At 35.6% G+C, this 25,435-nt stretch carries 24 protein-coding genes and 1 other RNA gene; 12 read left to right on the top strand and 13 right to left on the bottom strand.

Going from position 1 to position 25,435, the window contains the following annotated elements; all coding sequences use genetic code 11:
• Window positions 1-3 precede the first annotated feature (3 nt).
• The 3 genes from deoD to clpB all read right to left on the bottom strand — a co-directional run bounded on the left by deoD (window position 4) and on the right by clpB (window position 4,276).
• A complete protein-coding gene (deoD, locus tag C1T31_RS10995; protein ID WP_103052543.1) occupies window positions 4-702 on the bottom strand; it encodes a purine-nucleoside phosphorylase in 699 nt (232 codons plus the stop codon).
• The gene (deoC, locus tag C1T31_RS10990; RefSeq protein ID WP_103052542.1) at window positions 699-1,370 is read right to left on the bottom strand and encodes a deoxyribose-phosphate aldolase; all 672 of its coding nucleotides are present in this window, start codon (window positions 1,368-1,370) and stop codon (window positions 699-701) included. Before deoC ends, deoD begins: the two co-directional genes overlap by 4 nt.
• Before the next feature lie 296 nt (window positions 1,371-1,666).
• Entirely contained in the window at window positions 1,667-4,276 is a 2,610-nt protein-coding gene (gene clpB, locus C1T31_RS10985) for an ATP-dependent chaperone ClpB (RefSeq protein ID WP_103052541.1), read from the bottom strand.
• Between the two features lie 318 nt (window positions 4,277-4,594).
• Here clpB and C1T31_RS10980 point away from each other — a divergent pair, with 318 nt between their 5' ends.
• The 3 genes from C1T31_RS10980 to ytxJ all read left to right on the top strand — a co-directional run bounded on the left by C1T31_RS10980 (window position 4,595) and on the right by ytxJ (window position 6,265).
• Window positions 4,595-5,515, top strand: coding sequence for a DnaJ C-terminal domain-containing protein (locus tag C1T31_RS10980; RefSeq protein ID WP_103052540.1), 921 nt, complete (start codon window positions 4,595-4,597; stop codon window positions 5,513-5,515).
• 1 nt (window position 5,516) lies between these two features.
• Complete coding sequence (locus tag C1T31_RS10975; RefSeq protein ID WP_103052539.1) at window positions 5,517-5,807, top strand: chaperone modulator CbpM; 291 nt, start codon at window positions 5,517-5,519, stop codon at window positions 5,805-5,807.
• A 65-nt stretch (window positions 5,808-5,872) separates the two neighbouring features.
• Window positions 5,873-6,265: a bacillithiol system redox-active protein YtxJ gene (ytxJ, locus tag C1T31_RS10970; RefSeq protein ID WP_103052538.1), complete on the top strand. Its 393-nt coding sequence runs from the start codon at window positions 5,873-5,875 to the stop codon at window positions 6,263-6,265.
• Between the two features lie 185 nt (window positions 6,266-6,450).
• On the opposite strand, the gene fahA is transcribed toward ytxJ, so the two are convergent.
• Window positions 6,451-7,743 (bottom strand): fumarylacetoacetase, encoded by a 1,293-nt coding sequence (gene fahA / locus C1T31_RS10965; protein ID WP_103052537.1) that lies wholly within the window; start codon window positions 7,741-7,743, stop codon window positions 6,451-6,453.
• Between the two features lie 202 nt (window positions 7,744-7,945).
• On the opposite strand from fahA, the gene glyA reads away from it, so the two are divergent.
• A complete protein-coding gene (glyA, locus tag C1T31_RS10960) occupies window positions 7,946-9,217 on the top strand; it encodes a serine hydroxymethyltransferase (RefSeq protein WP_103052536.1) in 1,272 nt (423 codons plus the stop codon).
• A 51-nt stretch (window positions 9,218-9,268) separates the two neighbouring features.
• Here the strand turns inward: glyA and C1T31_RS10955 are convergent, their stop codons facing one another.
• The 4 genes from C1T31_RS10955 to C1T31_RS10940 form a co-directional block, all read right to left on the bottom strand.
• Complete coding sequence (locus C1T31_RS10955; protein ID WP_103052535.1) at window positions 9,269-9,712, bottom strand: nuclear transport factor 2 family protein; 444 nt, start codon at window positions 9,710-9,712, stop codon at window positions 9,269-9,271.
• Between the two features lie 92 nt (window positions 9,713-9,804).
• Window positions 9,805-11,364 carry a hypothetical protein gene (locus C1T31_RS10950; RefSeq protein ID WP_103052534.1) on the bottom strand — a complete coding sequence of 520 codons (1,560 nt, stop codon included), beginning with the start codon at window positions 11,362-11,364 and terminating at the stop codon, window positions 9,805-9,807.
• Window positions 11,365-11,428: 64 nt separating this feature from the next.
• Window positions 11,429-11,812: an acyl-CoA thioesterase gene (locus tag C1T31_RS10945; protein WP_103052533.1), complete on the bottom strand. Its 384-nt coding sequence runs from the start codon at window positions 11,810-11,812 to the stop codon at window positions 11,429-11,431.
• Between the two features lie 8 nt (window positions 11,813-11,820).
• Window positions 11,821-12,855 carry a glutaminyl-peptide cyclotransferase gene (locus C1T31_RS10940; protein WP_103052532.1) on the bottom strand — a complete coding sequence of 345 codons (1,035 nt, stop codon included), beginning with the start codon at window positions 12,853-12,855 and terminating at the stop codon, window positions 11,821-11,823.
• A gap of 89 nt (window positions 12,856-12,944) precedes the next feature.
• Between C1T31_RS10940 and ffs the strand changes: the two genes are divergently transcribed.
• Together ffs and C1T31_RS10930 are read left to right on the top strand one after the other, a co-directional pair.
• An RNA gene (gene ffs, locus C1T31_RS10935) (signal recognition particle sRNA small type) lies at window positions 12,945-13,043 on the top strand.
• A 58-nt stretch (window positions 13,044-13,101) separates the two neighbouring features.
• Complete coding sequence (locus tag C1T31_RS10930) at window positions 13,102-13,905, top strand: SDR family oxidoreductase (protein WP_103052531.1); 804 nt, start codon at window positions 13,102-13,104, stop codon at window positions 13,903-13,905.
• 1 nt (window position 13,906) lies between these two features.
• Here the strand turns inward: C1T31_RS10930 and C1T31_RS10925 are convergent, their stop codons facing one another.
• A complete protein-coding gene (locus C1T31_RS10925; protein WP_103052530.1) occupies window positions 13,907-14,968 on the bottom strand; it encodes a hypothetical protein in 1,062 nt (353 codons plus the stop codon).
• Between the two features lie 171 nt (window positions 14,969-15,139).
• On the opposite strand from C1T31_RS10925, the gene fsa reads away from it, so the two are divergent.
• Window positions 15,140-15,793, top strand: a complete 654-nt coding sequence (gene fsa / locus C1T31_RS10920; protein WP_103052619.1) for a fructose-6-phosphate aldolase — start codon at window positions 15,140-15,142, stop codon at window positions 15,791-15,793.
• A 69-nt stretch (window positions 15,794-15,862) separates the two neighbouring features.
• Here the strand turns inward: fsa and C1T31_RS10915 are convergent, their stop codons facing one another.
• Window positions 15,863-17,320, bottom strand: a complete 1,458-nt coding sequence (locus C1T31_RS10915) for a TlpA family protein disulfide reductase (protein ID WP_243398939.1) — start codon at window positions 17,318-17,320, stop codon at window positions 15,863-15,865.
• 131 nt (window positions 17,321-17,451) lie between these two features.
• Between C1T31_RS10915 and C1T31_RS10910 the strand changes: the two genes are divergently transcribed.
• Complete coding sequence (locus tag C1T31_RS10910; RefSeq protein ID WP_103052618.1) at window positions 17,452-19,077, top strand: ABC-F family ATP-binding cassette domain-containing protein; 1,626 nt, start codon at window positions 17,452-17,454, stop codon at window positions 19,075-19,077.
• Here C1T31_RS10910 and C1T31_RS10905 read toward each other — a convergent pair whose 3' ends face one another.
• Entirely contained in the window at window positions 19,078-19,311 is a 234-nt protein-coding gene (locus C1T31_RS10905) for a DUF2007 domain-containing protein (protein ID WP_103052528.1), read from the bottom strand.
• A gap of 175 nt (window positions 19,312-19,486) precedes the next feature.
• Between C1T31_RS10905 and C1T31_RS10900 the strand changes: the two genes are divergently transcribed.
• Entirely contained in the window at window positions 19,487-19,678 is a 192-nt protein-coding gene (locus C1T31_RS10900) for a cold-shock protein (RefSeq protein ID WP_103052527.1), read from the top strand.
• A gap of 76 nt (window positions 19,679-19,754) precedes the next feature.
• On the opposite strand, the gene pheT is transcribed toward C1T31_RS10900, so the two are convergent.
• Entirely contained in the window at window positions 19,755-22,181 is a 2,427-nt protein-coding gene (gene pheT / locus C1T31_RS10895; RefSeq protein WP_103052526.1) for a phenylalanine--tRNA ligase subunit beta, read from the bottom strand.
• Between the two features lie 95 nt (window positions 22,182-22,276).
• On the opposite strand from pheT, the gene C1T31_RS10890 reads away from it, so the two are divergent.
• From C1T31_RS10890 to C1T31_RS10880, 3 genes are all read left to right on the top strand, one after another.
• Window positions 22,277-22,504 (top strand): hypothetical protein, encoded by a 228-nt coding sequence (locus tag C1T31_RS10890; RefSeq protein ID WP_103052525.1) that lies wholly within the window; start codon window positions 22,277-22,279, stop codon window positions 22,502-22,504.
• Window positions 22,505-22,521: 17 nt separating this feature from the next.
• The gene (locus C1T31_RS10885) at window positions 22,522-23,103 is read left to right on the top strand and encodes a hypothetical protein (protein WP_103052524.1); all 582 of its coding nucleotides are present in this window, start codon (window positions 22,522-22,524) and stop codon (window positions 23,101-23,103) included.
• A 99-nt stretch (window positions 23,104-23,202) separates the two neighbouring features.
• Window positions 23,203-24,435: a TlpA disulfide reductase family protein gene (locus C1T31_RS10880; protein ID WP_103052523.1), complete on the top strand. Its 1,233-nt coding sequence runs from the start codon at window positions 23,203-23,205 to the stop codon at window positions 24,433-24,435.
• A 137-nt stretch (window positions 24,436-24,572) separates the two neighbouring features.
• Here C1T31_RS10880 and C1T31_RS10875 read toward each other — a convergent pair whose 3' ends face one another.
• Window positions 24,573-25,394: a M23 family metallopeptidase gene (locus tag C1T31_RS10875; RefSeq protein WP_103052522.1), complete on the bottom strand. Its 822-nt coding sequence runs from the start codon at window positions 25,392-25,394 to the stop codon at window positions 24,573-24,575.
• Window positions 25,395-25,435 lie beyond the last annotated feature (41 nt).

The raw sequence follows: 25,435 nt of genomic DNA, 5'->3' as shown, positions 1-25,435 counted from the left end.
CGTTTAAGCCAGTTCTAAAGCAATTTCAATCATTTCCCTAAAAGTGGATTCACGCTCTTGACTGGTGGTGCGTTCTCCAGTAACCAAAGAATCTGAAATGGTTAAAATGGACAATGCATGCACATTATGTTTTGCTGCAACCGTATATAATCCGGCAGATTCCATTTCGACACAAAGAATACCGAATTTGGACCATTTTTTATAGGATTCAAAATTATCGGCGTAAAATTCATCCGAAGTAAAAACGTTTCCAGCTTTCAAAGGGATATTTTTGGCTTTTGCAGCCTCAACGGCTTTTTGAAATAAACCAAAATCTGCAGTAGGTGCATAATCGGCACCTCCAAAACGTAATTCATTAACTCCAGAATTTGAAGAGGCAGCCATGGCTAAAACAATATCACGTACTTTCACATGTTCTTGATAAGATCCAGCGCTTCCGACTCGAATCAGGTTTTTAACATCAAATTCATTAATTAATTCATGTGCATAAATAGAGATACTGGGTACACCCATACCAGTTCCCATAACAGATACACGCTTTCCGTTGTAAGTACCTGTGTATCCATACATATTCCGAATTTTATTGAAGCAAAAGGGGTTTTCTAAAAATGTTTCGGCAATCCATTTAGCTCGAAGTGGATCGCCAGGTAATAAAATGGTTTCGGCTATATCGCCTTTTTTTGCTTCAATATGTACGCTCACGCTGCAGGTTCTTGATATCGTGTTTTACTTTCCAATACAATATTGACACCAGAAGAAGTGCCAATTCTATCGGCTCCCAAATCTATATATTTTTTTGCAGTTTCCAAATCTTTAATACCACCAGACGCTTTAATCTTGGCTTGATTTTTAACTGTCTTTTTAATCATTTTCACAGCGGTTAATGTTGCACCACTCTTTGCAAATCCAGTTGAAGTCTTTACAAAATCAGCTTTGGCATCTACACATATTTGTGATGCTTTTACGATTTCGTTTTTTGACAGCTCGCTAATCTCAATGATGACCTTCAAAGGAATTTTTCCAATGGCTAACTTAACATCACGAATATCTTTATAGACACTTACGAAATTTTCACTTTTGAGCATCCCAATGTTCATGACCATATCAATTTCATCAGCACCTAATGCTACGGCTTGTTTAGCTTCAAAAACTTTCGTTTCAGTTGTGCAAGCTCCCAACGGAAATCCGACTACGGTACAAACTTTGACATTGGATTTTGACACCAGCTGTTTGGCATAGGCAACATAGGACCCATTAACACAAACTGAATAAAACCGATACTTTTTGGCTTCTGCGCATAAATTTTTGATATCCTTTTGGCTTGCAGAAGGTTTCAGAAGCGTATGGTCTATATAATTATTAATTTTCATAGTAAATGTAGGTTAAGATGTTGTAAAAATACGATAAACTGCACGTTTTATTGCACTTTTAGGCAATTTTTAGACGAACGGTAAGCGTTTTTTTTCAATTTATTGAATATGAATTTATTACATATTTGTTTATATAAGTACGATTTTGATAAAATATTGGATTGAATTTAGGGTTTATTTAACGTTTCAATAAAAAAAGCAATGCGCTTCTTAATTAAAAGATTTGCATTGCTTTCAAACTAACTAACCAACTATTAATGAAAACGGAATAGTTTACAATTTATTACGTCGTTTCATTAAATTTCTTCAGTCACTAGATCACCTTGATTTCTAAACACGAGTTTGTCATCAAAAGCATCTAGAAGTATAATACTATCTGTTGTCACCCGACCAGATAAAATCTCTTTACTTAACTGGTTGAGTACTTCTTTTTGTATGACCCGTTTAACAGGTCGAGCGCCATATTCTGGGTTGTAACCTTTTTCAGCTAGATATTCGATGGCTTCTGAAGTAGCATCGAATGTGATGCCTTGTTTTGCAATCATTTTGGTAACACTTTTTAGTTGTAAACCAACAATATCTTTAATGTTCTCCTTGGTTAAAGGTGTAAACATGATGGTATCATCAATACGGTTCAAAAACTCGGGTCTAACCGATTGCTTTAATAAGGCTAGCACATCTATTTTAGCGGCTTCCATAGCAGCATCAATATCTTTAGTGGCATCAAAGCGTTCTTGTATAATGTGGCTGCCCATATTAGAGGTCATAATAATAATGGTGTTCTTGAAGTCTGCAATTCGACCTTTGTTGTCAGTCAAGCGGCCTTCATCCAAAACTTGTAACAAGATATTAAATGTATCAGGATGAGCTTTTTCGATTTCATCCAATAATACTACAGAATACGGCTTACGTCTAACAGCTTCTGTTAATTGCCCACCTTCATCATAACCAACATAACCTGGAGGCGCACCAACCAAACGGCTAACAGCATGACGCTCTTGATACTCACTCATATCAATTCGTGTCATGGCATTCTCATCGTCAAACAAGTATTCTGCCAAGGCTTTTGCTAGCTCTGTTTTACCAACTCCTGTTGTTCCTAAAAACAAGAAAGTTCCAATAGGTTTTTGAGGATTTTGTAAACCAGATCTGCTGCGTCTTACGGCGTCACTCACAGCTTCTATAGCTTCTTCTTGGCCAACCACACGTTTATGCAATTCATCTTCTAGCTTCAATAGTTTTTCGCGTTCACTTTGCAGCATTTTAGTTACCGGAATGCCTGTCCATTTGGCCACCACTTCAGCGATATCATCATAGGTAACTTCCTCTTTGATAAGTGAACTGCCACTTTGATTTTCCTGTAATTCCTTTTGAAGCTTTTCCAAATTTTCTTGGGCTTCTTTTATTTTGCCATAACGGATTTCAGCAACTTTACCGTAATCGCCTTCACGTTCGGCACGTTCGGCTTCCAGTTTGAAGTTTTCAATATTGGATTTGGTCATCTGAATGTTATCGACCACTTCTTTTTCGCTTTTCCACTTCGCATTGATTTCATTACGCTCTTCTTTCAAATTGGCTAATTCAGAACTTAATGATTTTAATTTAGCCTCATCTTTTTCGCGTTTAATAGCCTCAATCTCGATTTCCAATTGCATGATCTTACGATCTAAAACGTCCAGTTCTTCTGGTTTGGAATTGATCTCCATGCGTAATTTTGAAGCAGCTTCATCCATTAAATCAATAGCTTTGTCAGGCAGAAAACGATTGGTGATGTAGCGCTCTGATAATTCTACGGCACCTATTATGGCTTCATCCTTAATACGAACCTTATGGTGAGTTTCATATTTCTCCTTGATGCCACGCAATATTGAAATAGCACTTTCTGTGTCTGGTTCATTCACTGTTACCTTTTGGAAACGACGCTCTAAAGCTTTATCCTTTTCAAAATATTTCTGGTATTCATCGAGTGTCGTTGCACCAATGGCGCGTAATTCACCTCTGGCCAGAGCTGGCTTTAAAATATTAGCAGCATCCATAGCGCCTTGTCCGCCTCCAGCACCTACTAGTGTATGGATTTCATCAATAAAGAGCACGATGTCGCCCTCGCTCGTAGTCACTTCTTTGATAACAGCTTTCAAACGTTCTTCAAATTCTCCTTTGTATTTGGCACCTGCGATAAGCGCTCCCATATCTAAAGCGAAAATTTGTTTTTCCTTTAAATTTTCGGGTACGTCACCATCTATAATTCGGTGTGCTAATCCTTCTGCTATGGCTGTTTTCCCTGTACCAGGTTCACCAACCAGAATGGGATTGTTTTTGGTTCTACGAGACAGGATTTGTAAAATACGTCTTATCTCCTCATCACGTCCAATAACAGGATCTAGTTTACCATCTCTAGCTAACTGATTGAGGTTCTTGGCGTATTTGCCTAAAGCATTATAGGTTTCTTCCTGACTTTGAGACGTTACGCGGTCTCCTTTACGCAGTTCTTCAATAGCGGCAGTTAAAGCTTTTTCAGTGACCCCTTGGTCTTTGAGCATTTGAGCTACTTTGCTGTTGGATTTAAAAACAGCTAGTATTAAATGCTCGACAGAAACATATTCATCTTTCATTTTCTTGGCAATGATGGATGCTTCATTTAAAGTTTTACTGGCCTCTCGTGACAACATGATATCACCACCTGATACTTTAGGATAACTCTCTATTTGCTTATCTAACGCTAATTCTAAAGTATTGACATTGACATTCAGTTTCTTTAAAAGAAATGGTAATACGTTTTCATCAACATTGAAAAGAGCCTTAAAAATATGCTCATTTTCAATTTGTTGATTCTCGAAGCTTTGAGCAAGCTGCTGCGCTTGCTGAATAGCCTCTTGCGATTTTATTGTATAATTGTTAAAGTTCATTGATTTATTTTTTTCTTAATAATGTTGCGTTGTTTATGAGAATAATGTCAATTATCCTACCACTTTAAATCATAAGACAAAATGTCTGCTCGAAGCCTTTATTTAGTGACTTTTCGTCAGTTTGTGTTATTGGATAAAGTTTGATTAATTCTTAAGGATTAGCTCTATTACGACGTGAATTTCTAGTGTGGATTAGTAACTTTGGTAACAATTTTGATCATGAATAATTCGTATCTTTAAATTGCTTGTACCGATTTTAAGTGACAGCAATAATTAATCAGAATAAAGAATTTTTTACACTAAATATTAGAGAATGCTATGGATTTTATAGATTATTATAAAATTTTAGGTGTCGATAAGTCGGCTTCGCAGGCTGATATCAAGAAGGCCTACAGGAAATTAGCACGGAAATATCATCCTGATGTCAACCCCAATGACAATGCAGCCCAAAAGAAATTTCAACAAGTCAATGAAGCGAATGAAGTTTTAAGTGACCCAGAAAAACGTAAAAAATATGACCAATATGGTAAGGATTGGCAACATGCTGACGCTTTTGAGGAAGCCAAAAGACAAGGTGCTCACCAAGGAGGTGGTTTTGGAGGTCAACGCACAGGAAGTTACCAGCGTTATTCGTCGGAAGATTTCAATGAAGCTGATTTTTCCGATTTTTTTAATTCCATGTTTGGCGGAGCCAGAGGAACACGAGGTGCTCAAGGTAGATCGGTGAGGTTTCGCGGTCAGGATTTTAATGCTACTTTACAGCTACATTTGAAGGATGTTTACACCTCCCAAAAACAAGTGTTGACTGTCAATGGTAAAAACATCCGATTAACCATCCCAGCTGGTGTTGAAAATGGTCAGACCATCAAAATAAATGGTTATGGTGGCGAGGGTGTCAATGGTGGACCTAAAGGCGATTTATATATTACCTTCGATATTTTACCAGATAGAAACTTTAAACGAGATGGTGCTAATTTGTATACTGAAGAAACCATAGATCTTTACACGGCTGTTTTGGGTGGCGATGTACATATCAACACCTTTACTGGTAAAGTAAAGTTAAAGGTTAAGGAAGGTACGCAAAATGACACTAAAGTAAGACTTAAAGGAAAGGGTTTTCCAGTCTATAAAAAAGAAGGTCAGTTTGGAGATTTGTATGTGACATTTAAGGTTGAGATACCAAAAAAACTAACTGATGAACAACGAGAACTATTTGTTAAACTCTCTAAATTAGCTTGATATGAGAGATAGAGTATTGGTAAGCGTGAACGAAATTATGATTCATCATCAACTTGATGATACTTTTATAAATCAAGTAGAAAACTATCAATTGGTATCATTTGTTATTAAAAATTCCCAAAAATTTATAATAGCTGACGAGATGCCTCGTATGGAAAAAATTATCCGATTACATTATGACTTGGATATTAATATGGAAGGTATTGAAGTTATTAAGAATATGCTGGATAGAATGGAGGCCCTACAGGATGAAGTCAGAAAATTGCAAAATAGGCTTAACATTTATGAGTAGCTAGAATGTAAGATTTTGGAATGTGAACGACCTATTTAAAATAATTGATGAAATGATGACTTATTATGGGAATACTAAATAAACTATTTGGATCTTCTGAACCCAAAGAAACGAAGCAATTGCCTTGGATTCCATTAAATGACACCCAACAGCTTGATCATATAACCGAAAAATCCAAAACCAAAACTCAAGTAATTTTTAAACATTCAACACGTTGTGGTATCAGCCGAATGGTTATGAATCAGTTTATTGAAAACTATCAGTTTACTGAAAAAGATCTGGATTTATATTATGTAGATTTATTGTCCTATAGGGATGTTTCGAATGAAATTAGCTATAAGTTTCAGGTCATGCATGAGTCACCTCAATTATTGGTCATCAAAAATGGTTTTACTGTAGCACATGCCAGTCATGGAGCTATTAATGCCATGGATTTACAGCAGTTTGTTCAAGTTTAGTAAAAAAAAATTACGTATGAGTACGTATTGAATTTGTTGGTTTAAAATATTAAATTCGCTTAACAATCGATAAAATTCAATTAAAACAGAATTTATCTCACCAATAAGCGTAACAAGAAAAAACTCCCATATTTAGACATGCTTTATGACCGAAATGGGAATTCTCAATTTATATCAAGTTAAAATTACTTATTCTTCTTCGGATTATAAACAGGTAACAGTTGTGTAGATACCTCGCCAAAACCAATGCGCGTACCATCTTTTTCGCAGTAACCACGCATAATTACCGTATCGTAATCATTTATAAATTTACGTTCGGTACCATCGTTCATTTTTAAGGGTTTCTCGCCACGCCAAGTGAGTTCTAGCATAGAACCGTAGGAGTCAGGAGTCGGTCCAGAAATGGTGCCACTGCCCATCATGTCACCAGAATTTACTGGGCAACCGTTAACCGTATGGTGTGCCAGTTGTTGGCACATGTTCCAGTACATATATTTAAAATTGGAGTTGCTCACCACGGTTTCCTTAGCTTTTTTAGGTTTTATGGCAACTTCTAAATTTATGTCGTAGCTCTTTTTCCCTTTATACTGTAAATAGGGTAGTTGTGGCTTCTTGGGTTTTGGACTAGCCACTCTAAATGGTTCTAAAGCATCTAATGTTACGATCCATGGAGAAATGGATGATGCAAAGTTTTTTGCCAAAAATGGGCCCAATGGTACATATTCCCATTTTTGAATATCACGAGCTGACCAATCGTTAAATAAGACCAGTCCAAAAATATATTCTTCAGCCTCTTCAATAGGAATGGGTTCACCCAAGTCATTAGCATCTGTGGTAATGAAAGCCATCTCTAATTCAAAATCCACCAATTTACTAGGTCCAAAAACAGGCGTGTCACTACCAGCAGGAAGGGTTTGTCCTTGCGGTCTGTGGATGGGAATGCCTGATGGAATAATAGAACTACTTCTACCATGATAACCCACAGGAATATGTAACCAGTTTGGCATTAAAGCATTTTCAGGATCACGGAACATAGTGCCCACATTTGTAGCATGCTCAATGCTCGAGTAGAAATCCGTATAATCGCCAACCTGAACCGGTAATTGCATTTCAATTTCATCCAAACGGAATAATACAATTTCCTTATGTTGTTTATTGTTTTTTAAAGTCGTGTTTTCAGCATCAAAAATCTGGGCAATGCGATTACGAACTGAACGCCAGGTTTTTCGGCCATCGGCAATAAAGTCATTCAAGGAATCCTGCAAGAAAATATCATCGGTCAAAGGTATATCGTCAAAATACCCCAATTGGTGCAAGGCACCCAAATCAATAGCCGTATCACCTATACGTGTACCAATGGTGATGATATCATCGCGTGTTAAAAACACCCCAAAGGGTATGTTCTGAATAGGAAAATCGGAATTTTTATCGACGTGTAACCAAGACTTTCTATCTGGATTATTGGCTGAAAGTGGCATAGTATTGTAATAGTTTAATGGTTGTTAAATCTAGTCAAACCTACATAACTTTTTATTTCTAAACTAATTTTAAACATAAAATATAGGCTTGAAGAAGTTATTTACAACTGTGTAAAACTTCTTAAGGTAAATATATGTTTTTTGAATAATTAAACTAATGGTTTTGTTATTTTTGGGTTCAATTTAACGATAACCAAAATTTATGCAACGCGACGAACAAATTTTTGAATTGATAGAGGCTGAAAAAGAGCGTCAGCTTCACGGTATAGAACTTATTGCATCAGAAAATTTTGTTAGTGACCAGGTGATGGAAGCTGCAGGATCGGTTTTGACCAATAAATATGCTGAAGGCTACCCAGGCAAACGCTATTATGGTGGTTGTGAAGTAGTTGATGAGGTTGAGCAATTGGCCATTGACAGAGCTAAAACCTTGTTTAATGCTGAATATGTTAATGTGCAGCCACATTCAGGAAGTCAAGCTAATACTGCTGTGTTTGCTGCTTGTCTAAAACCAGGAGATACCATTCTAGGATTTGATTTGTCTCATGGTGGACATTTAACGCATGGTTCACCGGTGAACTTTTCAGGGAAGTTATACAATCCGGTATTTTACGGTGTTAAGAAGGAGACGGGTTTAATAGATTATGATCATGTTGCTGAAATGGCGCAAACAGAAAAGCCTAAATTAATAATTGCGGGTGCTTCGGCTTATTCACGTGATATGGACTTTAAACGATTTCGTGAGATAGCTGATTCGGTTGGAGCGATTTTGTTGGCCGATATTTCGCATCCCGCTGGTTTGATTGCAAAAGGTATCTTGAACGATCCGTTACCTCATTGTCATATTGTAACCACTACTACTCATAAGACTTTACGTGGTCCAAGAGGTGGTATGATTATGATGGGTAAAGATTTTGATAACCCATTTGGATTGACCTTGAAAAACGGTAGTTTACGTAAAATGTCTTCGTTGTTGGATTCAGGAGTTTTTCCAGGTAATCAAGGCGGTCCATTAGAACATATTATTGCGGCTAAAGCTGTGGCTTTTGGTGAAGCGCTTACGGATGAATTTTTACATTATATGTTGCAGGTGAAAAAGAATGCTGCAGCTATGGCAGAAGCTTTTGTAAAACGAGGCTATCATATTATTTCGGGTGGTACAGATAATCACATGATGTTAATTGATTTACGAAATAAGAACATCACTGGTAAAGATGCGGAGCAGGCTCTAGTAAAAGCTGAAATTACCGTAAACAAAAACATGGTGCCTTTTGATGATAAGAGCCCATTTGTAACTTCTGGAATTCGAGTAGGAACGCCAGCAATTACTACAAGGGGATTAAAAGAAGCCGATATGGAGGCTATTGTAGCATTGGTGGATGAGGTGATTTTAAACTATGAAGATGACACTAAATTAGAGCAGGTAGCCAATAAGGTGAATACCATGATGGAAGGTTTACCGTTGTTTGCATAAAATAACTATGACCAGAAAATAAAAAACCTGCTCATGAGCAGGTTTTTTATTTTAAGATTTTTCTTCATAGGGTCCTTCCCAGAGTACTTGCTCAATCATCCACTTATCATCGCGTTTGGACAACAAAATATAATCAATGCCCCACCAGGCAAAAACTTTTGCAGCAGCGATGCTGTTACCCATGTTCAGTACTTCAACTTCTTTAGGAGAGTTAGGTTTTGCAAAGTTTTTCTTGGCTTTTACATTTTCGGCATACGCCAATGCTTGATCGTAGGACATATGGTCCACCTGCTTGTAGTTTCCTGTTTCCTTGTCCTTCCAAAAACCAAATTTGTTGAGTTCTGGTTGTAGACTTGCTTTTAGTTTGGCCGTATCGCCTTCATAAAACCCCTCAATGTAATTGTAACAGGCTTTTTCAACCTTTTCGTGTTCGGTTTGCGCATGCCCAATAACCATTGAAGTAATAAAAAGGGCAATTGTGATAAATTTTTCCATGCTGTTCGTTAGTTTGATTAAAATTAGGAACCGTTTAGTTCAGAATAAATGTAACTATTAAAACAGTAAGTAGTTGTTAACGAGACGTTAATCTAAAAAGTGATATGTTGATAAGCGCCAGCATCTAGGGTTTCAGCAGATAATCTATCTACATTTAGAATATCAAATTGTGTAGTGCCGATAACATAGGTTGGCGAAGCTATATTGATAGCTCCAGAATTTTCACCAATAATCAGTTTGTTGTTTTCAGTATCCATGAAATGAGGATCTACATTACGCACAATTCCGTCATACAGGTCAAGATTGTTGAAATCATAGTTGTCATCCGTAAAATTATTGTTCGGATCTGAAAAACGAATCAGACAGTTGTTAAATTTAAAATTGAATACCACCGAATTGTCTTCTACTTCATCTAAAATGAATTCTGGATTATCATTTCCGTAAATAATACAGTTATTAAAGTTCGCTTCGTTTAAATCTGCAATCAAAACAGCATCTTGAGTTTCTGTAAAATTATTCAATAAAAGGGCTGGAAACTGTCGGAAACTGTTTCGCCAGTAATTGACAATGGTAGAATGGGTAAAATTGTATCGTCCACCTAAAGTTCCAGCAAACGAGGATTGTCCAGAGTTATTGATAACCACATTCTCACCTGTAATGGATGTGTTTCTACCCAAAATTCCAAAATTACTGGAATTGTAAATTTGCGAATTACTGATTTGTAATTTAGAACCAGATTCATCTGGATTACCATCACTTAAAACACCTACACCAGCATTTTTGATGGTTGCATAATTAATAATATTATTGACACTGCCTTCAAGCAACCAAATAGTTCCCCATTGTCCAGGTATGTCACTAAAGGAAGGTTCTAGTCGGTCACCTTCAAAAATAACTTCGTTTTCTAAAAGATCTTGGTCGGGACTGAACGCTCCATTGACGTGGAGTGAAGCCCCTTCGGCTACCAATAGACCTGAATTGGCATGGAAATGCACGCGAGCACCTGCTTCAACCGTTAGCGTTTCGCCGTTTGGAACTGCAGCATAGCCATAAACAACATAAGGTCGTTCATTGGTAAATGTCAACTCATCTGGCATTAAATAACGACCCTGAATATCCGTTTCCACCTGTTCACCACCAATATTTAAAGTGAGTGTTTCAATAATTCCTGTGGTATTATCACGATCAGGATAGATAAAAACAGCATCTTTAACTAAAGTAACCAAATCAACCTCCTGTTGGTTGAACCCTGAATCAAACTCTATTTTATCAGTATATAAAAATTCACCGTTGGTATCCGGTAAATTATCAATATCAATTGTAGTTTCAATAAATACAAACATACTATCCTTCGCCAAAATCTCAACATTCTGAAAGGATTTTCCTGGGATACCATCCACATTTAAGCGATATTCAGAATCCTCACCCAAACCTAATTTGATGGTTGGAATATTAATATCGTCGTTATTAAGGTTGTAAACTTTAAGAGTGTAGGTGCTAGATCCAATATTTGTAAATACGGTGTCTAGATATACAGTGTCTTTTGAAAACAGTAGGTTTCCTGAACTAGGAGAAAACTCCAAATCTTTTCGACAAGAACTTAAACTTACAAGGAAAGTAAAAGTTATAAGTGCGTAAAGGACATGTTTCATGTGGATTTCGGTTTGTTCAAAAATATAACTTTTGAATTGATGATTTCGTATGCCAAGGCAAAAATTACTCAAATAATTTTTTGACTGCTTCAGTTATTCGGGTGGGTTTTAAAGTTGTTTTACTCATAAAACACCATTGCGTTTCTGATTTTGCTAATAGCGAATCACCTTTATAAAAATCCACCATTCGTGTGGATGTGACACCTTCTGACTTGACCACATAAGTTTTAATGGTGATGACATCATCCAATAGGGCAGGTTGCTTATATTGAATATGATGTGAAAGCATAACCCAGAAATAATCCTTTAAAATTGTTTCAGAAGCTTGACTTAACCAGTGCTTTTCAGCAATATCTTGAACCCATTGTACGTATTGTACATTGTTAACATGATTTAAAGCATCTAAATCCGTTTTAGAAACTGTTTTAAGAACTTCAAAGATTTGCATGATGTGGCTTATTTTTCAACAATTTCCACTTCAAAAAGTTTATCCCAGTACTTTCCAGTAACAAATAAGGTTTTCGTTTCAGGATTGTAAGCTAATCCATTAAGAACATCCAACCTTGGGTGTTGGGTTACCTGATCTTTTAAAGGCGTAAAGTCAATAACACCCTCTACAGCACCATTGTTTGGATTAATAATGGCAACACCATTTTTATTCCAACGATTAGCATAAATTTTCCCATTAATCCATTCTAATTCATTTAATTCAACCACCTTACCTTTATTATGATATGCCTGTATAAAACCTTCCTCAACCAAGGTTTCAGGATTTAGGGTCCAAATCTTTTCAGTGCCATCACTTTTGTATAATTTGGTGCCATCATTGCAAATGCCCCAGCCTTCCAAGCTATTACCATATCTGAAGCTACCTGTTTTTTCAAATGTATTGACATCATAGACAAATCCAGTACCTTTTTTCCAGGTTAATTGGTAAATCTTATCGTTTAGAATGGTAATACCTTCGCCAAAATATTCGTTAGCTAGATCAATATTTTTAAGTACTTCACCCGTTTTATAATCCACTTTTCGCAATTTTGATGCGCGATACTGACCAGTGCCTTCATAAAGTTCACCCTTATAAAATTCTAATCCTTGTGTGTAGGAATTCATATCATGAGGGTATTCGTTGATGATATTAAAGGTATAAATAGTGGGCGATTGATTGTTGAGCACTGTTATACTTTCTGAAATACTGACATCTTCACCTTCCAGTTTAAAATTGGCAATGACATCATGTGTCCCCAAGTGTAAATCGGTAAGATTGGAACTTGACGACACAGGATTACCATCTAGAGTAAACGTCAGACCTTTTATCTCGTGGTTTTTTGGGTTTTTTAAAGTTAATTCCAGTTTATTTCCAATTTCAATGGCATTATTTGCCGAATTGGTTACAATGGAAATATCCTTTTTTAGGACATCTACATTGGAACCGCAGGAGATAACGATTAAGCCTAAAAATATGATAGTAAGATACTTATAAGAAGTCATGATTTTATGTAAATTTTGACCAAGATATTTATTAAAATTCAGTTTAAAAAATCATTGTGAGAAATTTAAAAGGGTTGTATCTTTGCACCCGGCAAGTCCTACACAACCAGCTCCTGCTGAATCCCCCAGGGCGGGAACGCAGCAAGGGTAAGCGGTCGTAGCGGTGTGATGTAGGTAGCTTGCCTTTTTTTGTACCCAAAACTTTCCTTTTTTATTGTATTTTTAACCAGCAAAAGCTCAAAATTTATGTCTAAAGTTGTATTGATAACCGGCGGTTCGTCTGGAATTGGAAAATCGATTGGTGAATTTTTAACTGATAAAGGATTTGAGGTTTATGGCACGAGTCGGTCACCGGAAAAGTATTCAAACAATAAGTTTTCAATTGTTGGACTCGATGTTACAAAACCTGAATCTATCAAAAACGCCGTTAATCATATTATAGAGAAGGCCGGAAAAATTGATGTGCTGATTAATAATGCAGGTGTTGGTATTACTGGGCCGATTGAAGAAATTCCCGAGGCTGAAATAAAAAACAACTTTGAAACCAATTTTTTTGGACCTATAAATGTTATTAAAGCTGTGTTGCCACAAATGCGTAAGCAGCAATCAGGATTAATCATTAATGTGACCTCTATTGCAGGTTATATGGGCTTGCCATACCGTGGGATTTATAGTGCCAGTAAAGGCGCTTTGGAGTTGTTAACCGAAGCTTTTAGAATGGAGTTAAAACCGTTTAACATTAAAATGACCAATGTAGCACCTGGTGATTTTGCGACGAATATTGCGGCTGGTCGTTATCACGCACCAGTTTTAGATAACTCGCCATACAAAGAGACCTACGGAAAATCATTAGAGTTGATGAACGAGCATGTAGATGCTGGTAAAGATCCACTGGAAATGGCTAAAGCTATTTTGGCTATTATTAATACTTCTAACCCTAAAGTACATTATAAAGTAGGGGAGTTTATGCAGAAATTCTCTATAGTACTAAAACGCATTCTGCCTGATACGGTTTATGAAAAAATGCTTATGAACCACTATAAATTATAGGCTATTCAATAACTATATGTTCGTTTGGTGTTGGATTTAGATACGTCTCGTGAATAATAATTTCACAATCATTACCCAAAATACTAAAGTTAATATAGCCGTAATGTGGTTCGCCATTTAAAATCATTTTAATGATATAATGGAAATTTGAAAGATTTGAGGTGTAAAAAGCATCGCCATCACGACTTGTCCAAAAATTATACTGTTTGTAGGGATAGTTATCTTCATGAACAAAGTCGACATAGTAAATACTTAAGTAGGAGTCACTGGATGTGGTGAACTCATCAGATGAAAAAGGAAGTTCACTTGGAGAAATGCCAGCACCACGATAAATTCCATCAAATTCATTACATAAAATAACATTATTACTATTTGTTCCTTCAATATTTACATAACTACTTAATTTTGATATCCATCTGTTATCTGATGAGCTTGAACCATCAAGTAACTCATCATAATATGTAAATTTAAAATCATTAGTACCATCGTTGTTTACATCAATAACGAGAGGTAACTGGTTATTTAAACAATTTTGAAATGATATGTAATTGGGAACTTCTTCAATAAAAAAATCATCAGTAGTAAAATCGATCCAAAAATCTATATTTTCAGTTATACCTCCATATTCACCAATTAACCTTCCAACGAGTTTTTCATTTGGTATATATTCTTGGATAATAAAATCATGCTCTGAAAAAACCTCTTTTATACTTGTTACAGTAGGAGTCATTAAAATTGTATAAGTATTATAGTAATATTCATATTTTATACAATCATTTATTTTTTTGAAGACATATACATCTTTTCCAATACATTCTTCTCCACAAATGCGTTCATAGCTCAACTCTAGCGTTTTCTCTGAATATTTGGCTGTCCAAGTAACTTCTAAATTTTCATAATAGTTGTCAACTGTAATTAATGCATTAGCTTCTGTGAGACCTAAATCATCGAATTGCATGTCGCAGGCTTCTTCTGGAATTAGACTGTTTTCTTGATTGTCATCGTCGTTTTGGCAATTAAGAAATAGAAAGAGAATCCCGAAAAGGAATAGTATTTTTTTCAAAGCTGTTTTTCTTTTTCAATTACAAGGTAATGAAATTATGGATAAAAGTATTTTCTAGTTACATAAATGCAGTCAATGTTAATTATTTTTAATAAAAAGACAATACTTAAACTACCATTTAGTTGTACTTTTGCGCCATTAACAAACACAACTTATAACAATACTTTTTTTATGAAATTTTTTATTGATACAGCTAACCTTAATCAAATTCGTGAAGCACAGGATTTAGGTGTTTTAGATGGTGTAACTACCAATCCATCTTTGATGGCTAAAGAAGGTATTACGGGTCACGATAATATTATGAAGCATTATGTTGACATTTGCAATATTGTAGATGGTGATGTAAGTGCCGAAGTTATTGCTACCGATTTTGAAGGCATGATTCGTGAAGGAGAAGCTCTAGCTGAATTGCATGAACAGATTGTGGTTAAATTACCCATGATCAAAGATGGTGTGAAAGCTTGTAAATACTTTTCGGATAAAGGTATTAAAACTAATGTAACTTTAGTATTTTCACCTGGTCAGGCTTTATTGGCTGCTAAAGCTGGTGCCACTTATGTATCGCCATTTATTGGTCGTTTGGATGATATTTCAACTGATGGTTTAAATTTGATATCTGAAATTCGTCACATATATGATAACTATGCTTTTGACACTGAAATTTTAGCGGCTTCGGTTCGTCATACGATGCATATTATCGATTGCGCTAAATTGGGAGCCGATGTCATGACTGGGCCATTAAGTGCTATTGAAGGCTTATTAAAGCACCCATTGACGGACATTGGATTAGCCAAATTTTTAGAAGACTTTAAAAAGGGTAATTAATACCCTATTAGCGATAAAAAAAGCCTCAACACTAGTTGAGGCTTTTTCTTTTTCATAGATTGGACGTTACTACTGGTTGAGTAAGCCTAATAGTTCTTCTTCAAAACGAATATTAAACATGCTTGTGTGCGCATTGGCAATTTCACCCTTCTGATTGACTATCATAACCTTATTAATAGGGTAGATAGCTAATTTATGTCTCGCATCTTTAGGATTGGCAAATAAAAATTCAGATTGTGGATCATAACGATACTCCTTAACAATTTTACGCCATAAATTTTCGTCATCATTGTTTACATTAATTGCTACAAATTGAACTTCAGGGTATTTCATTTTTAGTTCATTGGCTTTTTTATGGCTATCGATATGCGAACGGTACGTAGAGGACCAAAAATAAATTACAGCGGGTTTGTTAATAATAGACCTTAAGGTCGTTTCTTTCCCAGTGTTGTCAATAATATTTACCAACGGCAATTTATTGCCTGCTTTGAGCCCTTTAAGTGATTCAACAATACTACTGACGTAAGTACGCTGTTTTTGGTTTTTATTTTTGTTTAGAAAGGATTGTAAAATAGTGTCGTATGTGTCAATATCTTGACTATTACTAATGTGTTCAATAGCCGTTTGCGTTAATAACGAATTTCTAATGGAGTCATTGACTACCAAACTATCAATTAATTTTAATCGAATCAGATTGTAATCTAATGATTTTACATTATAGACACTATCCGTAGATAGCTTAAAATGCTCTGCCAAGGCAATGTTTTCAAAATGGTGTTTTAAAAACGAATAGTATGGGAAATAGTCCATTAGATTACAATAATTATAATCTATTTGCTTACGATAATCATAAAATCCATTAGGCAAAGATTCCATGTTTTTGCGCTCACTTTGCGAGTAATTTACAAATGGATATACTTCTTTACTTAAGTAGTAGTCGTAATTGATATTACCTTCAACTAGTTCATTGAACATGGGAGACACTGTGTTATTGACAGTAAACTTTTTTAATTCTTTGAATTTATGATTTCTGATGGAGTCTAAACGGTTTTCAAACTCTGCGGCAGGTAATTGGCTAAAGCCCAAAATAATTTTGTCTTCTGCTTCACCGTCAAGAAACAAATTAATGAGGTAATTGTTTTTTTTTGCACCAATTCCTGTATAGACTAAAGATTCATCAAACTCAAGTGTATTTAAGCGAAACATGATGCTGTCACGAGGTTCTAAAAGCACCATTTGGTACTCTAGTCCTTCGGCAGCTGGCAATTTGAAGGTGTAAAGACCGTTTTCCAGATTGTCAATTTTATACAAAAATCGATTGTTGGCATCTAATGTAACGGTATCCAATACGCGATCTGACTTCGATAGAATAACGAAGTTTTTCCTTGGATTAATTACCTCACCCCCTAGGTAGGCGTAATCACTTTCCGAAGCCGTTGTGTCATCTTTACATGATACAAAACTTAAAGCCATAAATAAAATTAGGCTCAATCGTTTTATAAATCCCATCATACTTGTATCTAGCATATTCTGCTAACAAAAATAAATGTTGTATTCAAAACCTCTTGTTAATACGTTGTTAAATATTAAATACATGGGTTTTGTTTTACAAAATGCCTGCAATTGTCTACTTTTGCAAAAAATTTAACAAGGATTATATGTTATCAGTTTCTAATTTATCAGTTCAATTTGGAAAACGTGTCCTATTTGATGAGGTTAGCACGAGTTTTAATCAAGGCAATTGCTATGGTATTATTGGCGCCAATGGTGCTGGTAAGTCTACTTTTTTGAAGATTTTATCTGGTAAGCAGGAACCTACATCTGGTCATGTGCATTTGGAGCCCGGAAAACGCATGTCCGTTTTAGAGCAGAACCATAACTTGTATGACGATAAAACCGTATTGGAAACAGTTATAATGGGTAACAAACCCTTGTTTAAGATTAAGACAGAAATTGATGCCTTATATGCTGACTATTCTGATGAAAATGCAGAAAAAATTGGCGAGCTTCAGGTTGAATTTGAAGAAATGAACGGCTGGAATGCTGACAGCGATGCTGCTGCTTTATTATCCAATTTGGGTATTAAAGAAGATTTGCATTACACCATGATGGCTGATTTAGATGGTAAGCAAAAAGTCCGTGTGCTTTTGGCGCAGGCCCTTTTTGGTAATCCCGACGTATTGATTATGGATGAGCCTACCAACGATTTGGATTATGAAACAATTTCTTGGTTAGAAAATTTCTTGGCCAATTATGATAACTGTGTCATTGTTGTTTCACATGACCGTCACTTTTTAGATGCTGTTTGCACACATATTTCGGATATTGATTTTGGGAAAATAAACCATTATTCAGGAAATTACACCTTTTGGTACGAATCATCTCAACTAGCTGCTAAACAGCGTGCACAACAAAACAAAAAGGCTGAAGAAAAGAAAAAGGAACTGGAAGAGTTTATACGTCGTTTTTCGGCAAATGTGGCTAAAAGTAAGCAAGCTACCAGTAGAAAAAAGATGATTGATAAATTGAACATTGACGAGATTAGACCTACTAGTCGTCGTTATCCGGCCATCATTTTTGAGCGTGAGCGTGAAGCAGGTGATCAAATTTTGAATGTTGAAGGGCTTTCGGCTTCTATTGATGGTGAATTATTATTTCAAAATATAGATTTAAATCTAGCCAAAGGTGATAAGGTTGTGGTCTATTCTAAAGATTCTAGAGCTACAACAGCTTTCTATGAAATTTTGAATAATAACCTAAAAGCCGATTCAGGGAAGTTTAGCTGGGGTATCACAACCACCCAGTCATATTTGCCATTGGATAACAGTAAATTTTTTGAAAACAATCTAACCTTGGTCGATTGGTTACGTCAATGGGCAAAAACCGAGGAAGAACGTGAAGAAGTTTATATTCGTGGCTTTTTAGGTAAAATGATTTTTAGTGGTGAAGAGGCTCTCAAAAAATCAAATGTATTGTCTGGTGGTGAGAAAGTACGTTGTATGTTAAGCCGCATGATGATGATGCGTGCCAATGTATTGATGCTGGACGAGCCAACAAATCACCTGGATTTGGAGAGTATTACAGCATTCAATAACTCGCTTAAAAACTTTAAAGGAACCGTATTGTTTACGACCCATGACCATGAGTTTGCACAAACAGTTGCCAATCGCGTTGTGGAATTAACACCAAATGGCGTTATTGACCGATATACAACGTTCGACGAGTACATGCAAGATTCTAAAATTAAGGAGTTGCGAAATAAAATGTATGCTGTTACGGTGTAATCAAGCTTCTAATTCAGACTTGACACTTTCAACAACAGGAATAGCACTTTCCAATTCGTCAACATTGACATAGATGTCTTGATAGCCTGGTACTGAAGAACCAAATCCAGCTAATCTAGCGGATTCCGTTTCATCTTTAATTATGGCAGTGATTCCTAATGCGTTTAATTTATCAATGATTAATTGGACTACGATAAAACTTCCCGTGTATATTTTTTTATAGTCTGAATCCATAACTTACATGATTTAGCTTCCTAATAAAGATACAAAATTTATGTATAATAATGAGTTTTTAAAAGCGGATTGTAACTACCTGAAAATACGATAATTAAAAATTAACCCTAAAAAAACTTCTAGATAACATTATTAGTCTATATTTGTACTTTATTAAAATTTTTAAATTATTACAATGAGTAAAGGAACAGTAAAATTCTTCAATGATTCAAAAGGATTTGGATTTATTGTTGAAGACGACACAAAAAAAGAACATTTTGTTCACATTTCTGGATTAATCGATGAGATTCGTGAAGGTGATGTAGTAGAATTCGATCTAACAGAAGGTAGAAAAGGAATGAACGCAGTAAACGTTAAAGTATTATAATATATATTATTTTAAACTTATTGAAACAAAAAGCCTCGAACACTCGAGGCTTTTTTATTTTTAAGCAATAGTGCTTTTATCTCAACTCAGCTCCCAATTGTTTTTCAAAATTAACTTGAAGCTTATTCATGATTTTATCAATTTGCTTATCGGTAAGCGTTTTGTTTTCATCTTGCAACGTGAAACTCACAGCATAACTTTTTTTGCCTTTAGGTAAATTCTTGCCTTCGTAGACATCAAAGAGGTTTACATCTTTTAGCAGTTGCTTTTCAGTTTGCATGGCAATAGTGTCTATTTCAGCAAAAGTTACTGATTCGTCAAGCAGTAATGCAAAATCACGACGAACAGCTGGATATTTTGGTATAGCTGTGAAGGAAACTTTATTGTTTTTAGCTGTATTGATGACGGCATCCCAATTAAAATTGGCAAACAATACATTCTGGGAAATACCAAAATGTTTTAAAATGGATTTTTTTACCAAACCAAATTCCACCAGCGCTACTTTCTTTTGAGACAATTTTAGTCCCTCGCCAAAAACATCAGAAGAAATGGGTGATGCTTTCAAGTTGTTAATGCCCAAGCGATTGAAAACAGATTCAATTATTCCTTTCAGATAATAAAAATCACTCGGTTGTACAGATGAGTTCCAACGTTCGGTGTGTCTGTTTCCAGTTATAAAAAGTGCTAAATGTTTAAATTCCTCTCGCTTATCATTATAAGCATGATAGGTCTTACCAAATTCAAATAGTTTCAGGTTCTCCTGTTTTCTATTGATATTATGACGGATACTTTCTAAACCTGAAAATAACATTGATTGTCTTAAGACACTCAAATCATTACTTAACGGATTCAACATCTCGACATGCTGTTCTGGATTTAAATCCTGACTTAAATTCGCGTAATTTGGTGTAGTCAATGAATTGGTCATTGTTTCATAAAATCCTTGCGAAACCAATTGATTACCAATAATATTCTGAAGCTTGTAATCCTCATACTTTGACGTATTGGATATGGATGCATTTAATTTTTCGGTGGTTTGAATGTTGTTATAACCGTAAACACGTAAAATTTCTTCTATAATGTCGGCTTCCCGCTGAACATCATTTCTATAGGCTGGAACCGTAAGACCTAATCCCGTTTCGGTAACATTATTAATTTTAATATCCAAGGACATTAAAATTTGCTTGATGGTCTCACGTGGAATTTCTTCACCAATTAATTTTTTGGCATTTTCGAAACTTAAGCGAACCTGATAATCCTCAATCTTTTTAGGATAGATATCAATGATATCGCTGGTAATTTCGCCACCAGCTATATCCTCAATCATTAAGGCAGCTCGTTTTAAAGCATATTCTGTAATGTTTGGATCAATGCCACGCTCAAAGCGGAAAGAGGCATCAGTATTTAATCCATGGCGTTTAGCCGTTTTTCTTATACTTACAGGATCAAAATAAGCACTTTCTAAAAAGATACTGGTTGTATCTTCAGTTACACCTGATTCCAATCCTCCAAAAACACCAGCAATACACATCGGTTTTTCGGCATTGCATATCATTAAATCATCCTCATGTAACTCGCGATCTATACCGTCTAATGTGGTAAATTTAGTGCCCGATTTTAGGGTTTTAACTTCCACCATGTTACCATTTATTTTGGATGCGTCAAAAGCATGTAGGGGTTGTCCTAGCTCGTGTAATACATAGTTGGTAATATCAACGATGTTATTTATTGGTGCCAAGCCAATGGCTTTCAGCCTGTTTTGAATCCAAACCGGAGATTCTTCAACTTTAAGACCAGAAATAGTCACACCACAATAGCGTGGTGCTAAATTTTTGTTTTTCACTTCGACATCAATCTTCAACGCACGTTTTTCTACGTGAAAAGCACTAACTGAAGGAGTTATTAACTCCAAATTGATTTCTTTCTGGAGTAAACCTGCTTTTAAATCGCGAGCCACACCGTAATGACTCATGGCATCAGCACGATTGGGCGTTAAACCAATTTCAAAAACCTGATCATCTTCTACTTCAAATAATTCAGAAGCTAAAGTTCCTACTTTGGTATCTGCATCAAGCACCATGATACCGTCATGAGAAGATCCTAATCCCAATTCATCTTCGGCACAAATCATACCGTGACTTTCTTCACCACGAATCTTACCTTTTTTAATAGTCCAGGCTTCACCTTCAGGTGTGTAAAGCGTTGTGCCTATTGTAGCTACCAATACCTTTTGACCAGCGGCAACATTGGGTGCGCCACAAACAATTTGTAAGGGCTCACCGGCTCCAATGGAAACAGTAGTTACCTTCAAACGGTCAGCATTACTATGTTGTTCACAGGTTAACACTTCACCTACAACAATGCCATTCAAGCCGCCTTTAACCGACTGAAACGGTGTAACGCCTTCAACTTCAAGGCCTAAATCCGTTAAAAGTTCACTTATTTGTTCTGAATTCCAATCAGTTTTTATAAATTGCCTAATCCAATTGAGAGAAATCTTCATGTGCGAGTCGCTGTTTAAGTGTGCAAAGATAAAATATTGCCACAAGCATTCAAACATTGGTATAAAAATTGTAATTTTAAGACGAATTAATTAACATGAGGCAGATATCTAAACTTTTAATCTTATTATTGCTCATAGGTTTTTGGTCTTGTAGAGACACCAAAGAAGCTGACGAGGCTGTTGAAACGGAAGTGCAGCAAGAGACTTCAGGAACAGAAGCTACAGACAATTACATCGATCCAGAAGTAGATAAAGCTACAGAGGAGCTGGATAAGGAGGTTAAAGAACTGGATGATGCTCTAAATGAACTCGATACTATTTAAGAACTAAAAAAGAAATCATGAAAAATTTAAAAAGCACGTTTTTAGCTATTGCACTAACCATGTTTGTTGGTACAGTAATGCAAGCCCAAGAAAAAACAAAAACTTTAAAGGATAAAACACCAAATCAAAAACTGGAAACACAAGCGACTGCAGAAGATGCCAGAATGAAAGAAATGTTTGATAAAGCCCGTGCTGAAGCAAAATCTGACGAAGAGCGCAGTATGATTGATAAGAAACAAGCTGCTTACGAAGATTTGCGGAACAATAACACACTTGAGCGAAGAAAATCGGAGGAAATGCAGAAGCAGGAGCTAAAATCAACGCGTTCCGAGTTATCTAAAATGGATCAATTGAAGCAAGCTTACGAAGAAACCAATGCTGTAGAACAAAAGCTTGAAGAAAGTAATTTGAAAATAAAAGAAGCTAATGAACGTCTGGAGAAAGCTAAAAGAGATCAATCACTGACTGCAGAGGAAATAGCTGAAAAAGAAGCCAAGTTAAGAGCTGCTGATAAAGAATTAAAGGAGGCAAAAGAGGCTTTAAAAAATCAACGAAGAGTTATCAAAGAAAAACATGCCGAGTTAGAAGGTAATAATTAGAAAACTTTCAATAAAATGATAAAAAGGTGTTAATGTGTTAACACCTTTTTTTTTGTTGCAATTATTTTTTGTTTCTTCGACTAACATCAAAAATTCATTATGCGCTATCTTATTTTTTCTCTTGTTTTTATAACACTATTTTCCTGTAAAACGGATAACAAAACGGAAGCCAAAAATAAATCTAAAACTCTGGAAACTGTTACGTATCGTGTGGCTTTAGATTTGAATAATGGGGTTGAACTGCCATTTTTAATGGAAGTAACTTCTTCTACTACAGCCAAAGTTTATAATGCCGACGAGGTTATAGAAATTGATGAAATAGCCTATGAAAACGATTCGGTTTATATAAAAACGCCTGTTTTTCAGGCCTATTTGGTAGCTAAAATTAATGAGGATGGTTCATTAACTGGTAATTATGTAAAAGAAGCGCTTAATCGCTATGTACCGTTTGTAGCAACCCAATCGGATGTGCGTTTTAAAACGAATGAGCCATCGAAAAGTGATGTTTCTGGAAACTGGGAAACGGTTTTTAGTCCCGATTCTGATGACAATCGTTATATAGCCAAAGGTGTTTTTAAACAAACAGGTAATAAGGTTACAGGAACATTTGAAACCACCACAGGCGATTACCGATTTTTAGAAGGTGTGGTTTCTGGTACTGAATTGAAATTATCAACTTTTGATGGTGCCCATGCCTTTATGTTTAAAGCTACCGTAACCGATTCTACCATGACTGGAACGTTTTATTCTGGTAACCATTGGCAAGAACCCTTTACGGCTAAGCGTAACGCTAATTACGAATTGCCTGATGCCAATAGCTTGACCTATTTAAAAGAAGGTTATGACAAAGTCGCTTTTAGCTTTCCAGATGCTAACGGAAACCTAGTGTCACTGGAAGATGACCGTTTTAAAAATAAAGTTGTGTTAGTACAACTTATGGGAACCTGGTGTCCCAATTGTTTGGATGAAAGCAAATATCTATCCAAATATTACCAGGAACACCAAGACGACGGACTGGAAATAGTGGCTTTGGCATTTGAATATGTCAAAACTGAAGACCAGGCCTTTAAGAACATTCAAAGACTGCAAGAACGCATTGGGATTACGTATCCTATTCTATTGGCACAAACAGGAACTTCTAATAAAGCCAAGGCGCAAGAAAAATTACCGATGTTGAACCAGGTATTGAGCTACCCAACCACTATTTTTATTGATAAAACGGGACAGGTTCGAAAAATACACACGGGTTTTAATGGCCCAGCCACTAGTGAAAAATACACCCAATTTACAACAGAATTTGAAGGGTTTGTAGGAGAATTGTTGGCAGAGTAATGAAGTTCGCTTATCTTTTGGTTTTGTATTGTGACAGTTTTGGAGCGCTTTCCTGACTGATGGAAACTAGACTAGTTGAAAGGCTTCGCTGGCCTCTATTCATTCATCATAAGCTTCTCGCCTTATTAGGCTCAATTTTAGTTCTTTACCATTTGATTTCTTTTCAACTCTGAAACTTTGTAATTTCCAATACTATCAATTGGAATAGAAATAAGTCCATCTTGGGAATGTATTGGCTTCAGACAATTAAAATGTAGATGTTCAATATTTGTAAATCCTGTAATACCCGCAATTCCAATATTTTGACCTATTACAATACTATCCCCAACTTTTACTAAACTACCTTTATAATCAAGATGGACATATTGAGTGAACAATCCCGTATTGGGATTATAGATGGTGATAAGATTTGCAAAATCTCTCCACTCTTGTTGTGATCCTCCAAACTTATAATCTTCAACAACACCAACTACAAATCCCGGAGTTGCAGCGCATATTGTATCCCCTATTTCCAATCCAAAATCAAAGGCATATCGAGACCAATCAGTGTTATGTGTTGGTGAAGAGTTATTGCCTTGAATTAAGGAATATCTTTTATTTTTCTTGAATGGTAAATTGACTTTTTTGTCATTTACTATTTTATTAATATCTCCAAACCTAGATGCGAAATGTACTTCTTTGACCTCTATTTTTTTTATATCCATTTTAATTATTGTGTCCTTAAGTGGTCCAAGGATAACTGGATTAATTTTATTAAAGTATTCATTTATTTCTTTATCGTTTGATTGAACCCATATTCTCATTGGACAACGCAAAGTATTACCTAACTCAATCTTCAATTCATCACCATTAAATTTATAGCTATTGTTAAGTTCATACTGAAATATCTTTTCTTTAGGAATGTTTCTAAAATTGCACCCTAAAAGAAATATCATTATAAAAATTGTCCAATACTTCATTAACTATTTTAGTTGACTTTTATCGAATTTAGTTTTTTCAA

The sequence above is a fragment of the Hanstruepera neustonica genome, from assembly GCF_002895005.1.
Classification (GTDB): domain Bacteria; phylum Bacteroidota; class Bacteroidia; order Flavobacteriales; family Flavobacteriaceae; genus Hanstruepera; species Hanstruepera neustonica.
This window is presented reverse-complemented; position numbering and strand designations above follow the sequence as displayed.